This is a genomic window from Pseudomonas sp. THAF187a (genome assembly GCF_009363395.1).
Classification (GTDB): domain Bacteria; phylum Pseudomonadota; class Gammaproteobacteria; order Pseudomonadales; family Pseudomonadaceae; genus Aquipseudomonas; species Aquipseudomonas khazarica.
This window is the reverse complement of sequence record NZ_CP045349.1, coordinates 2,560,679-2,573,584: the sequence shown is the minus strand read 5'-3', so window position 1 is coordinate 2,573,584 and position 12,906 is coordinate 2,560,679. Positions and strand designations below refer to the sequence as shown.

The following is a 12,906-nucleotide window of genomic DNA, read 5'->3' as shown; positions in this document are numbered from 1 at the left end:
GTCACGCTGGCGTGATCAGCCGCGCGGAGAGTGAGCATCGATTTTTTCGGCGGCGACACGCGGAGCCTGGCTGCCATCGACAGCCTGGCGCATGCGAGCCAGTTGCTCGAGCGTGCCTTCATCGGCCATCGACACCGGCTGCGGGTCGACGGTGGCGCCCGGCATGGCACGTTGCAGGCCGTTGACGACGATCTTCTCGCCCTTGCTCAGACCGCTGCGCACGATACGCAGGCCTTCCAGCTTCGGCCCCAGCTCGATGGCGCGATAGGCCACGGCATTGTCGGCGCCCAGCACCAGGACATACTTCTTGCCCAGGTCGGTGCCGACGGCCTCGTCCTTGATCAGTGTCGCTGCATAGGGCTTGCTGCCGACCAGCTTCAGACGCGCATACAGGCCGGGGGTGAAGCGGCCATCCTCGTTGTCGAAGACGGCGCGGCCACGGATGGTGCCGGTGCGCGGGTTGACCTGGTTGTCGAGGAAGTCCAGCTGGCCCAGGTGCGGGTGGTCGGCTTCATCGGACAGGCCGAGGTAGACCGGGCTGGCGCCACGGGCATCGGAACCGGATTCACGAGCCAGTTCCACATACTTGAGGAAGGCGCGCTCGTCCGCATCGAAGTAGGCGTAGACCTTGTCAGTGGACACCACCGAGGTCAGCAGGCTTTCGCCTGCACCAACCAGGTTGCCTTCGGTGATCTCGGCGCGGCTGACGCGACCGTCGATGGGCGAAGTGATGCGGGTGAAACCGAGGTTGAGGCGAGCGTTCTCCAGTTCGGCGGCGATGGCGGCGACCTCGGCCTTGGCTTCGGTCGCGGCGCTGGCGCGGGCATCGGCCAGTTCAGCGGAGATGGCGTTGCTCTGGCGCAGGCGCTCGCCACGGCGGGCCTCGCTGGCTGCGCGTGCCTGGTTGGCGCGTGCCTGTTGCAATTGGGCCTCGAGGCGTTTGACTTCGGCCTGGAACGGGCGCGGGTCGATCTGGAACAACAGATCGCCTTTCTTCACCAGCGAACCTTCGTCGAAGGCCACGCGATCAATGTAGCCCGAAACGCGCGGGCGAATCTCGACCGACTGCGGTGCCTCCAGGCGGCCGGTGAACTCATCCCACTCGTTGATCGGTTGTTCGATGACTTCGGCGACGCTGACCTTGGGGGCCGGCATCTGCGCCTGAGTCTGAGGCGCCTGATCGCAGCCGCTCAGGGCGATGACGCTGGCGAGCGCCAGGGGGAATATCCAGATGTTCTTGTGATGCTGTTCCATAGATGACTCCGCCAGTCGGATTTGTGGATGGGCGGAGTCTGCGGCGAGTCAGAGGGTGCTACGAATCGAACACCATGAAGTTGAATATCATCAGGAATGATGAAAGACAGAGTTATATCAATTTGGAACCATGGCAGTGCGCGAAAGTTCCTGCCGGCACCTGCATGGTGCGTTTTCAGAGGCTGTCGGGGTCACCGCAGAACATCTGGATGCGCGAACGCAGCCAGCGTTCTGCCGGGTCGTTGTCCTGCGCGCCGCGCCAGGCCATGTGCAGCTCGAATGTCTGCGCCGGCAGCGGCAGGTCCTCGGCGCGCAGCCCGCCGGCTGCGGTCAGGGCCGCGGCGGTGTAGTCCGGCACGCTGGCGACGATGTCGGTTTCCGCCAGCAGGGTGGCCAGGCCGTTGAACTGCGGCACGGCCAGTACCACGTGGCGTTCGCGCCCGACCTTGGCCAGCTCGTCATCGATGAAACCGGTGAGGTCTCCGGCGAAGGACACCAGGGCATGCGGGCGCGCGCAGTAGTCATCGAGGCTCAGCGCGCCGGGCACGGTGTCTGCACGCAACAGCTTGGCCTTGCTGCGCCGCAGGACCTTGCGCTTGGCGTTGGCCGGCAACTCCTCGGTGTAGGCCACGCCCACGGAGATCTCCCCGGAGGCCAGCAGCCCCGGCATCATCAGGTAGTTGGTACGGCGAATCACCAGCACCACGCCTGGTGCCTCGGCGCGCAGGCGGCGGAGCAGGGCGGGGAGCAGGGCGAACTCGACGTCATCGGAGAGGCCGATGCGAAACACCGCCTTGCTGGTAGCCGGATCGAAGTCGGCAGCGCGGCTGACTGCGGTGGAGATGGAGTCCAGCGCGGGCGAGAGCAGGGCGAAGATTTCCTGTGCCCGTGGCGTCGGCTCCATGCTGCGCCCGGTGCGTACGAACAGCGGGTCATCGAACAGCGTGCGCAAGCGTGCCAGCGCCGCGCTGATGGCTGGCTGGCCGAGAAACAGCTTCTCAGCAGCCCGGGTCACACTGCGTTCGTGCATCAGCGTCTCGAAGACGATCAGCAAGTTCAGATCGAGGCGACGCAGGTCGTTGCGGTTCATCCAGGTACCATCCGAGGGGACACGGGCCTTGTCAGCACCGCGTTGCAAATGAGAGCCTTGCCAGCACAAATAGTACGGGCAGTGCGCAGCGGATTGAAAGTCGCTGAATCACTGACAGGCATGAAGACTATCGATAGAGTCTGATAGTGTCGCCGTCGCACAGCGGATAGAGTCCACAATCATTGAAGTGTTAATCCGCGATCAAGCTCGAGGTAAGCGATGTCCCGCATGATCCGTTTTCATAAGTTCGGCGATGCCGATGTGCTCCAGTACGAAGAGGTTCCGACGCCTGTGCCCGGCCCTGGTGAGGTGCTGGTGCGCGTTCAGGCGGTCGGCCTGGGCTGGAAAGACGTATTGTGGCGTCAGAACCTGGCGGCCGAGCAGGCCAAGCTTCCGGCCGGCACCGGCTTCGAACTGGCCGGCACCATCGCCGCCCTGGGCGAAGGCGTCAGCGATTTCGAGATCGGCACCGCCGTCGCCGGCTTCCCGGCCAGCACGCCGAACCGCTATCCGACCTGGGGCGATCTGGTGCTGGTGCCCAGCCATGCCCTGACCCGCTATCCCGAGGTGCTCAGTCCGCTGGAAGCCAGCGTGCACTACACCAGCCTGTTGTTCGGCTACCTGGCGCTGGTCGACCTGGCGCACCTGAAGCCGGGGCAGCATGTGCTGATCACCGAAGCCAGCCACTGCATGGCGCCGCAGACCGTGCAGTTGGCCAAGGCGCTGGGTGCGAAGGTGATCGTTTCCACCAGCTCGGCGGATGATCGCGAGTTCCTGCGTGGTCTCGGTGCCGACAAGGTGATCGCGACCGAGGAGCAGGACCTGGTGCTCGAAGTCGAACGCTACACCGAGGGCAAGGGCGTCGAGGTGATTCTCGACCAGTGCGCCGGGCCGCAGATGAAGCTGCTGGGTGACATCGCCGCGCCGCGTGGCAAGTTGATCCTGTACGGCATCAACGGCGGCAACGATACCGCGTTCCCGGCCTGCGCCGCCTTCAAGAAGCACCTGCAGTTCTTCCGCCACTGCGTGCTGGACTTCACCGGCTGCCCGGAACTGGGCATCGAGCCCAACAACGAGGCGGTGCAGCGCGCGCTCACCCACATCAACCAGATGACGGCCGACCGCCTGCTGACGCCGGTGATCGACAAGGTGTTCGACTTCGAGGACTTCGTCGAGGCGCATCGCTACATGGAAACCTGCCCCAACCGCGGGCGAGTCGCCTTGAAACTGGCTGCGGATTAAAGTCCGCAGCCAGCTGGTCGCTATACCCGGTAGGCCTACCGTTCGTTCAAGGATCGTTTCATGAGTCTCATCACCGGCGACGCGCTGTCTCTGCTGTTGTTTCGTTTGCATAGCGGCCGACTGCTGGGAATCAACCTGCTCAAGGTCAACGAGATCATTCCCTGTCCGCCGCTGACCAAGCTGCCCAACCGTGGGCCGAACGTGCGCGGCATCGCCACGTTGCGTGGCTCCGCGCTGACAGTCATCGACCTGTCGCGTGCCACGGGCGAGGCCGGGGCCGCCGACGAGGACGACGGCTGCCTGATCGTCACCGAGCTGAGCCGCTCGCGCCAGGGGCTGCACGTGAAGAGCGTCGAGCGCATCGTGCAGTGCTCCACGCGCGACGTGCGCCCGCCACCCGCAGGCTCAGGCAACCGGGCCTTCATCACCGGGGTGACCCAGATCGACGGCGCCATCGTGCAGATTCTCGATATCGAGAAGGTGTTGCACGACATCACGCCTGCCCTGGAAGAGGCGCCGGTCGGGCAATTGCTCGATGGCCAGGACGGACAGATCCTGCAGGGACGACGTGTGCTGCTGGTCGACGATTCGCAGGTCGCGCTGCAGCAGACGCTCAACGTCCTGCGCCAGCTGGGCCTGGACTGCACGGCGGTACGCAGTGCCCAGGCGGCGCTGCAGCAACTGCATGAATATCGCCAGGCGGGCATGCCCTTCGAGCTGCTGGTGTCCGACATCGAGATGCCCGAGATGGACGGCTACAGCCTGGTGAGGGAAATCCGCCGCAGCGCCGACATCGCCGATACCTACGTGTTGCTGCACACCTCACTGGACAGCACCATGAATACCGAAAAGGCCCGCTCGGTCGGTGCCAACGCGATGCTGACCAAGTTCTCCTCGGTCGACCTCACCCGGGCACTGCTGGACGCCTTCCGGCAGATCAGCGACTCGCACTGACTCTCGTTGCCACCTTGCCGCCCAGCGGCAAGGTCTTGCCTCCCATTGCCGCTGCTGGAAACGAACAAGCCCTGTGTTTTCAGTGGTTTGCGTCATTCTTTCATGTTGGCACGCGCCTTGATTCCAAGCCCCTGGCAACTGCAACTCAGTCAAGGAGCGAGGCATGAGTATCATTGGAGGCGTTGGCAACTACAGCGGCGTGTCGCTGAGCGGTTTCCGCGGCAAGCAGAACGAGCAGCAGGATGAGCAAGTGCTCGTTACACGCGAGGTCGGGAAAACCGTGCGCACGGCGAATGCCGAGTCGGAGCGCGAATTCCAGGCCAGACAAGCCACGGAAGAGGGGTTTGCCCGCCTGCGGGTAGCCCTGCAGAACAGCGCCGATGAGCAGACCGAAACCAGCGTCGGCTCGGGACAGGTGGAGAAGAAGGAGGAAGACGACGGCAAGGCCGCGCTCGAGGCGTTCAAGGCCTACATGGCAATGACGCCGGCGGAAAAGATGCGCGACCGCATACTCAAGGAAATGGGCCTGACCGAGGAAGATATCGAGTCCATGCCGCCTGAGCAGCAGAAGGCCGTGGAGGAGACGATTGCCCAGCGCATGCAGGAACGCGCCGAGATTCAGGCTGCTTCGGACGAGGATAGCCACTCGTACGGGCTGGTCTGAGGGCAGTCAGTCCTCGCGCTGAACGATGAGATCGGTCAGTCGCCGGACATAGGGTGCAGCCAGCAGTACCACCGGGATCATGCTCAGCCAGGTCAGTAACCAGGTCGTGCTCCAGCTGAGCATGAACGGACCCAGTGCCATCCCCTTGGGGTTGGCGATCAACGCCGCGATGGCGCTGGTGATGGCGGATTGCAGCAGCCCGAATACCTGCGGCCGGTACTGGCGATTGATGCGTGGCACGCGAACTCTCCTGCAGTCAAAGACCCGCGACAAGGCACTTCGACCCGGATTCGCCAGAGGGTGGCGGTGTGGCAGGGCCTTGCCCGTATGACCAGGCGACTGTCGCCAGGGGCTGCAGTCAGGTCTGGTCTCGAGCATATACCGCTTGGGGGGGCGTGATGTCAGGTGGTTGCGCTGTCGAGCGACACGCTTCGCCGTGGCCGTGCGCAACTCGCAACGGCGCAGCCCCGGACGCACAGGGCGTCCGGGGCTGGCAGCGGGTCAGGCAACGACGGGGATCAGCGGGTCGGCCGCCGCCAGCGCGACGTCGCGCTTGGCCTCCGGCGGGTAGATCCACTTGGTGTTGATCTCGGTCTTGATGGCCTTGCCTTCCTGGCCGGTCAGCAGCACCTTGCGCTCCCAGCCTTCGGTGAAGACCGCTCCCCAGACGCCGAGGTCGAGGCAGGTCACGTACTTGGGCTGACTGTAGGGGATCGCTTCGACACCCAGCAGATCGGCCGCCGCGTTGTTCCCCGAAGAGCGCCCCAGGGCGATGGCGTGCTGGCAGGTCATCAGCGCATGATTGCCCTGCTCATCCACGGCGGCATAGGCCGTATCGCCGGTGGCATAGATGCTGTCCTGGCCCAGTACCTTCAGGTTGCGGTCGACATGCAGGCGTCCGAAGGCGTCGCGCTCGCCATCGATCTGCTGTGTCAGCGGCGAGGCTTTCACCCCCACGGTCCAGACCACGGTGCTGGCCTCGATGCGCTCGCCATCGTCGAGTTGCACGCCCTGTTCGTCGACCATCGATACCGGGCTGCCGAGCTTCCAGGTGACCCCCAGCGCATCGCTGGCTTCGGCGATCACCGAGGCGATCTGCTTGCCCATCGCGCTCCCCACCTGCTTGCCCATATCGACGACGATCACCCGCACATCCGCCTCGTCGCCGAGGATGGCGCGCAAGCGCGCCGGCATTTCTGTTGCCGTTTCGATACCGGTGAAGCCGCCTCCGACCACTACCACGGTGTTTCGCGCCTGGCTGGCCGGCTTGTCACGCAGGCTCTGCAGATGAGCCTCGAGCTTTTGCGCCGACTCGAAGCTGTCGACATCGAAGGCGAAGCGGTCGATGCCGGCCAGAGGAGGGCGGGCGACCTGGCTGCCCGAGGCCAGGATCAGCCGGTCGTAGCTCAGTTCGGCCTGGGCGCCGCCCGTTTCGCGGTAGATGACGCGCTTGCCGGCGGCATCGATGCGCGTCGCACAGCCTTGCACGAAATTCACGCCGACCGCATCGAACAGTGGGCCGAGCGGGGCTACGGTGGTAGCCAGGTCGGTTTCGTAGAAGCGCGGACGCACGCGGAGTTCGGCTTGCGGGGCGAGGAGGGTGACGCTCACATCCAGACGCTGGTGCTGGTCCAGCAGGCGAATGGCGCTCAGCGCGCTCCACATGCCGGCAAAACCGGCGCCGATGATCAGGATTCGTTGTTTCATGTCGTTGTTCCCGTAGCGAAGAAGAAAGGTGCTGGCTGACTACGGGATGAATTGTGCGGTTGCATTGGATCAGTGTATTGATCCAATCTTTGCAAGACTTACTGATCCACTTCGGAGTGCACATGGCCGCCGACAAAACACCGCCAGAGGTGGTCTTTCTGCCGCTGGGAACGCCGGAAGAGGGTGTCAGCCTGCAGAGCTGGCTGTATGAGTCGCTGCGCGCCGCGATTCTCCTCGGGCGTCTTCCCGCAGGCAGCAAACTGCCCAGCACGCGCGCCATGGCCGAGTACTACAAGCTGGCCCGTGGCACGGTACAGGCGGCCTATCAGCAGCTGCTTTCCGAGGGCTACCTGCAAGCTCGAACCGGCAGCGGGACACGCGTCAGCAAGGTATTGCCGGACCCGACGCTGAACGCGGGATACGTCCGGCGCAAGGTGGTGGCCGAGGTGAAGGAAAGCCGCAGCGCCCCCGATACGCCCTGGTTGAATCGCCTGGCGGAGATCGATCCGATCTTCTCCCGACGCACGCTGCCCAGTGGGTTGCGTCCTTTCTTTCCTCATCGCGGCGACATCAAGGCCTTTCCCATCGACCTGTGGCGCAAACTGCATACCCAGCAGTTGCGCAGCTCGCGCCTGTCCATGTTGCTGGACTCCGATCCGGCGGGCTTGCCCGCGTTGCGCGAGGCGGTCGCTGGCTACCTGGCCATTGCCCGTGGGGTGCAGGTGTCAGCGTCGCGCATTCTCCTGCTCAGCACCGTGCAGCAAGGGTTGGACCTGTGCCTGCGGCTGCTGGCGCCGGGCGAATCGCAGGTGTGGATGGAAGACCCGGGATACCCGGGCGCACGCCAGCTGATGGAGGTATCTGGTGTGAGGCGTGTGGACGTGCCGGTGGATCAGGCCGGTCTCAGGGTCGACGAAGGCGTGCGCCTGGCGCGTGATGCGCGGCTGGCGTACGTCACGCCTTCGCGCCAGGCGCCTCTGGGTGGCGAGCTGTCGCCCGCGCGGCGTCTGGCCCTGCTGCAATGGGCGCAGGAGCAGGGCAGTCATATCTTCGAGGATGACTATGACAGCGAGTACCGCTTCATCGCCAAACCCATCCCGGCACTGCGCTCCATGCCGGGCGCCGAGCACTCGGTGATCATGGCCGGCACGTTCAGCAAGCTGCTGTTTCCTGCGATCCGCCTGGCCTACCTGGTGCTGCCCGAGCATCTGGTCGAACCGTTCACCCGCGCTTCGGCGCTGTTGTCACGGCATGCCAACGGCCTGGCGCAGGCGGTGCTGGCCGATTTCATTCACGAAGGGCATTTCGACCGCCATGTGCGGCGCATGCGCAAGATCTACGCTTCCCGGGCTGATGCCTTTGCCGAAGCCGCGCACAGGCATTGGCGCGGATTGATCGATGTGCCGGAGATTCGCGCGGGGATGGACATCGCCTGCCGTTTGCACGTCGAGGATGAACAGCTGGCGTTCGAGTGTTTGCAGGAGGCCGGCATCGGCTCGATACCGCTGTCGCGCTACTGGGTCGCCAATACGCAGGCACCCGGCCTGATGATGGGGTTCGCCGCCTACGACGAAGCGGCGATCGAGGATTCGGCCAAGGCTCTCGTACAGGCCTTGCGGGCATGAAGGGCTGCCCCGACCAGGGTCGGGGCAGGGGGCATCACAGGATGCTCAGCGGGTACTCGACGAAAGCACGAATCTCGTTGAGGTCCGGACCGACATCGGTGCTCGAACGATAGATCGAGTTGCGCAGGCGTAGGTGCAGATCCTTGGCCGCGCCACTCTGGACGGTGTAGCTGACCTGGTTGAAAATTTCGCGCTCGGTACCCTCGTTGTCGTTACCGGTGTCGATGTTGTCGCCACGGACGTAGGCGAACTTGTAGCGCAGGCCCGGCACGCCGTACTCGGCGAAGTCCAGCTCGTAGCTGGCCTGCCAGGAACGCTCGTCCTTCAGGTTGAAGTCCGAGTAGTAGGAGTTGGCCAGGTAGATGCTGCTGCCGCCATCACCGTAGTCGTAGGCGAAGCCGGCGTCGCCGCTGTTGCGCTGATGCGCGAGGATGAACGCGTGGGCGCCGACGCTGTACTTGGCGGCCAGGCTCCAGATGGTGTTGCGGTCGCCTTCGCCATCGCCGCCAAGGTCCAGCGCTGCGCTGGAGCCGGTGTCGTACTTGGTGCGGTAGATATTGAAGTCGAAGTTCAGCGCCTGATCGGCCGCCAGTGCCAGGTTGTAATTGACGTTGGCGTAGTAGCGCTTGTACATGTCCTCGAGGTCGGCGTGGTAGACCGCCAGGCTCAGGTCATCGCTGACGGCGTAGCTGCCGCCGAGTACATCGATGCTCTTCAGGCGGTTGGGGTCGCGCGCCGAGTCGCCCATCGGGCTGTCGGCGGTGAAGCGCCCGGCATTCAGCTCCAGGCCTTCGATCTCGTTGCTGGTCACCAGCGTACCGGTGAAGGACTGCGGCAGCAGGCGGCTGTCGTCATGCGCCAGAACGGGCAGGGAAGGGAACTGGTTGCCGTACTTGATCACGGTATTGGAGACGCGCAGTTTCACTGCACCGCCGGCCTGGGAAAGCTCATCGACCGGACGACCGTCGCCATCGGTGTCGAAGAAGGCGCGGTAGTTGCGTCCACGACCGCTGTCGAGCTTGATGCCCAGCAGGCCGAAAGCGTCGACGCCGAAGCCGACCGTGCCCTGGGTGAAGCCGGACTCGAAGGTGGTGATGAAACCCTGGCCCCAGGTCTTGGCATCGTTGGTGCGGTCTTTGTAGTCGCGGTTGAAATAGGCGTTGCGCAGCAACAGGTTGAGGCTGGCATCCTCGACGAAACCGTTGGCTTCGGACTGGCTGCTGGCGTGCGCCAACTGGCCACCAAGCGCGAGGCTGCAGGCCAGCGCGAGACCGTGTTTTCTGTACATGAGTGCTCCCGGTGTTTGTGTGCTGTTCTAAACGTGCCCCACATCGAGGTAAGGCCCGGCCCAGAGGGCGCGCTTAGAGTTATCACCATGCTGCCGGCGGCACTATTTGAGCTGATTGATGATCACTATCGATGACTTCGATGGGGTGTTTGCGGACGCACCCGGTAGGCTTCGTCCCGATGAAGATTCCTGGGCAGCGACAGTTGACTCCGTGACAAGGTCGTTGCTCTGGCTCCACTTCATCTCCTTTGGTTAAGACGACTTGTGACCGCCTGGGTCTTCCAGTGCGGTCTTTTTTTGTCCGGGAGACAGGGACCAGGCCACCGCCAGCTTCAGCAACCGGCGATGGCCAAGGCCGCGAATGACTACTCGCGTTACGGTCGCTTAGCGAACAGCGCGGTATTCGCTGCCAGAACCTCATCGGCGCACTGTGCGTCCAGGTGACCACCCGGAGCACCTGCCACACCGATGGCCCCGATGACGGTGTCGCCGGCCTTGACCGGAACCCCGCCACCCAGCAACAGGAAACCCGGAATATCGGTGAGGTTGGCTGCGCCAGGGTTCTTCTGCGCGTTCTCCATGATTGCCAGCGTAGGGGCCTTGGCCGACGCCGAGGTGAAGGCCTTGGCCCTGCTGGCCTCGATCGTGTGTGGGCCGGCGTTGTCCGCGCGGGCAAAGGCCTTCAGCAGGCCGGCACGATCCACCACCGAAGCGCTGACGTTGTAGCCTTTGGCGGAGCAGGCCGCGACGGTCGCACTGGCGAGCTTCTGCGCGTCGGCCGTCGACAGATTGCCTTCATTGAGAACCGCGCCGTTGGCGACGTTGACGAGGGCGAACGAGCAGAGCAGGGCAGCTAGGGATGAACGAGTCATGGGACTTTCCTTTCAGTCAGTTCAGGAGTCGCCAGTCTGGTCGCATGCCCCTCGCCGCGGTATTCGCCCGACTACTCGTCGTTCTCCGTAGCGCTACGGAGATGGTTCATCCAGCAGGCTGGCGTACTGGCGGATCAGCTGTGCCAGCGAGTCGGCTTCGAGCTTGTCGAAGACGTTGGCCCGGTAGGTTTCCACGGTTCGCGGCGAGAGCTCCAGCTCCCGCGCGATCTCCTTGTTGCTCATGCCTGTGACGATGCGCACCAGCACGTCATGCTCGCGCCCGGACAAGCGCGCCAGGCGCTCGCTGGCCGCCAGGGTGACGGCCTGACGCTCCCGGCTGGCGATATGCAGACGTACAGCGGCTTGCACCGCATCCAGGAACACGTCGTCATCCACGGGCTTCTGCAGGAACTCCATGGCGCCGCCCTTGAAGGCACGGCGACACAGATCGACGTTGCCATGCCCGGTCAGCATCACCACCGGCAGATCGGAGCATTCGGCGAGCCGTTCCAGTAGCTCCAGCCCACCCATGCCCGGCATGCGAATGTCCAGCACGACGCAGCCGATCGACTGCGCCGACAGCGTGGCGAGAAATGCCTGCGGATCGCCATGGCTCTCGCTGCGCAAGCCGACGCTGCGCAGCAGCAGGGCCAGAGCATCACGCACGGCGTCATCATCGTCGACCAGGTAAACCAGAGGGGAATGGGAGAGGGCGTTCATGCATCGGCTCCGGCAAGCGGCAGGCGCAGGGTGAAGCAGGCGCCACCCGTGTCCAGGTTGCGCGCGCTGAGGCGGCCGTCCATAGCGCCGGCCAGCGTCTCGCACAATGTCAGGCCCAGCCCCATGCCGTGCTGGCGTGACGTATAGAACGGCTCGAACAGGCGTGGTAACGCTTCGTCTGTGATGCCCGGACCATCGTCGCTGACATGGAACACATATGCATTGTCCTCGACGCCGCCACTGACCAGGATGTTGCGGGTGCCACTCATGTCAGCTGCGTTCTGCACCAGGTTGTGCACTATCTGCTCGAGCGCGACCCGATCGCCCAGCGGGCATTCGCCCGGGCTGGCATTGGACCAGCTCAGGCGAATGCCCTGGCGGGCCAGCTCCTCGGCGCGTAGAAACAGTAGCGAGGCCATCAGCTGTTCGGCATCCACCGGTGCACGCGTCGACGGCGAGCTGGACTGCACCAGATCGCGCAATCGGCTGATGATGTCCGCCGCACGGCGTGCCTGGGCAGCGCTGGCAAGCAGCGCCTGGCGTACGGCAGGGCGCTCGTCCTCGTCGTCGAGCAGGCGCTCGGCTGCACGCACCTGGGCGAGAATCGCCGTCAGTGGCTGGTTCAGCTCATGGGCGATGCCTGCGGCCATTTCTCCCAGCGAACCCAGACGGGCCATCTGCGCCAGACGGGCTTGCTCCTGCTGTCGCCGAGCCTCGGCGCGCGTGCGCTGCCAGGCCGTGCCGGCAACGGCCAGCAGAGCGCTGGCGAACGCCCATGTCAGCCATGCCGGCCAGGGCCAGTCAGCTGGCGTCAGGGTCCGCCAGCTGTGCAAGGCAAAGGGCTGGCTGACGGCTCCCAGCGGTTTGCGCAGGTCGAACGTCCAACCCACGGAAGGGTCCCCGGGCTGACGGGCCAACAGCGTGAGCGGCCCGTTGCCCAGGTCCAGGGTCAAAACGCCCAATGATGGCGGGAATTCATCGGCGGAGAGCAATTGCCGTGCATCCAGCAACAGGCTCCAGCCTGACGGCGCGACCAGCCAGTAGCGCGACTGTTCCTGAGGCAAGGTGACAGGCCGCTGCAGTTGGCGCGCTCGTTCGAGCATCATCGCCAGGTCAGCAGGCGCTGCCTGAGTTGCCATCCAGGTGCCGTTGCGAAACAGCCCGAGACCCTGCAACTGCGGCATGCTTGGTTGCAGGCTGGGCAACAGGCGTTCGGGCGCCGGCGGATTCGCCAACGCCGCCAGCGTTGCCAGGACGGCCTCATGCTGCACGGTCTTCTGACTGAGCATGCGCTGGGCGATGCTGGTGTCCTGGAAGAAGCGTTCGTAGTTGGCAACGCCGTCCTGCCAGCCAATCCAGGCTGCACCGGGGCAGAACAGGATCAGCCAGAGCACGGGAACGCTGAATCTGGGCGATGATTTCATGCGTCTCATCATGCCTGTCGCATTGGCCGTTCACCATCCGTAGTGCTGCGGAGGCTTCAGGTCGGT

The 12,906-nt window shown here is 64.5% G+C and carries 11 protein-coding genes and 1 pseudogene; 4 read left to right on the top strand and 8 right to left on the bottom strand.

Features of this window, described 5'->3' with window-relative positions; genetic code table 11:
* Positions 1 to 15 precede the first annotated feature (15 nt).
* Positions 16 to 1,254 carry a multidrug efflux RND transporter periplasmic adaptor subunit MexE gene (mexE, locus tag FIV02_RS11985; RefSeq protein WP_037047482.1) on the bottom strand — a complete coding sequence of 413 codons (1,239 nt, stop codon included), beginning with the start codon at positions 1,252 to 1,254 and terminating at the stop codon, positions 16 to 18.
* Positions 1,255 to 1,429: 175 nt separating this feature from the next.
* Positions 1,430 to 2,342 (bottom strand): annotated as a pseudogene (locus tag FIV02_RS11980) (LysR substrate-binding domain-containing protein); the annotation flags it as partial.
* Positions 2,343 to 2,563: 221 nt separating this feature from the next.
* On the opposite strand from FIV02_RS11980, the gene FIV02_RS11975 reads away from it, so the two are divergent.
* The 3 genes from FIV02_RS11975 (at position 2,564) to FIV02_RS11965 (ending at position 5,204) form a co-directional block, all read left to right on the top strand.
* Positions 2,564 to 3,586: a zinc-dependent alcohol dehydrogenase family protein gene (locus tag FIV02_RS11975; protein ID WP_152488723.1), complete on the top strand. Its 1,023-nt coding sequence runs from the start codon at positions 2,564 to 2,566 to the stop codon at positions 3,584 to 3,586.
* Positions 3,587 to 3,646: 60 nt separating this feature from the next.
* The gene (locus FIV02_RS11970) at positions 3,647 to 4,540 is read left to right on the top strand and encodes a chemotaxis protein CheV (RefSeq protein ID WP_037047478.1); all 894 of its coding nucleotides are present in this window, start codon (positions 3,647 to 3,649) and stop codon (positions 4,538 to 4,540) included.
* A gap of 163 nt (positions 4,541 to 4,703) precedes the next feature.
* Positions 4,704 to 5,204 (top strand): hypothetical protein, encoded by a 501-nt coding sequence (locus FIV02_RS11965; protein WP_152488722.1) that lies wholly within the window; start codon positions 4,704 to 4,706, stop codon positions 5,202 to 5,204.
* Between the two features lie 6 nt (positions 5,205 to 5,210).
* Here the strand turns inward: FIV02_RS11965 and FIV02_RS24970 are convergent, their stop codons facing one another.
* Entirely contained in the window at positions 5,211 to 5,444 is a 234-nt protein-coding gene (locus tag FIV02_RS24970) for a DUF2798 domain-containing protein (protein ID WP_037047473.1), read from the bottom strand.
* A 261-nt stretch (positions 5,445 to 5,705) separates the two neighbouring features.
* Complete coding sequence (locus FIV02_RS11955; protein WP_152488721.1) at positions 5,706 to 6,911, bottom strand: NAD(P)/FAD-dependent oxidoreductase; 1,206 nt, start codon at positions 6,909 to 6,911, stop codon at positions 5,706 to 5,708.
* 122 nt (positions 6,912 to 7,033) lie between these two features.
* On the opposite strand from FIV02_RS11955, the gene FIV02_RS11950 reads away from it, so the two are divergent.
* The gene (locus FIV02_RS11950) at positions 7,034 to 8,536 is read left to right on the top strand and encodes a PLP-dependent aminotransferase family protein (RefSeq protein WP_152488720.1); all 1,503 of its coding nucleotides are present in this window, start codon (positions 7,034 to 7,036) and stop codon (positions 8,534 to 8,536) included.
* 34 nt (positions 8,537 to 8,570) lie between these two features.
* On the opposite strand, the gene FIV02_RS11945 is transcribed toward FIV02_RS11950, so the two are convergent.
* The 4 genes from FIV02_RS11945 to FIV02_RS11930 all read right to left on the bottom strand — a co-directional run bounded on the left by FIV02_RS11945 (position 8,571) and on the right by FIV02_RS11930 (position 12,840).
* Positions 8,571 to 9,824 carry an OprD family porin gene (locus tag FIV02_RS11945; RefSeq protein ID WP_047592052.1) on the bottom strand — a complete coding sequence of 418 codons (1,254 nt, stop codon included), beginning with the start codon at positions 9,822 to 9,824 and terminating at the stop codon, positions 8,571 to 8,573.
* A gap of 374 nt (positions 9,825 to 10,198) precedes the next feature.
* Positions 10,199 to 10,696 carry a heme-binding protein gene (locus FIV02_RS11940; protein ID WP_152488719.1) on the bottom strand — a complete coding sequence of 166 codons (498 nt, stop codon included), beginning with the start codon at positions 10,694 to 10,696 and terminating at the stop codon, positions 10,199 to 10,201.
* A gap of 93 nt (positions 10,697 to 10,789) precedes the next feature.
* Positions 10,790 to 11,416 (bottom strand): response regulator transcription factor, encoded by a 627-nt coding sequence (locus tag FIV02_RS11935; protein WP_152488718.1) that lies wholly within the window; start codon positions 11,414 to 11,416, stop codon positions 10,790 to 10,792.
* The gene (locus tag FIV02_RS11930; RefSeq protein ID WP_152488717.1) at positions 11,413 to 12,840 is read right to left on the bottom strand and encodes a sensor histidine kinase; all 1,428 of its coding nucleotides are present in this window, start codon (positions 12,838 to 12,840) and stop codon (positions 11,413 to 11,415) included. The genes FIV02_RS11935 and FIV02_RS11930 overlap by 4 nt, the downstream gene beginning before the upstream one ends.
* Positions 12,841 to 12,906 lie beyond the last annotated feature (66 nt).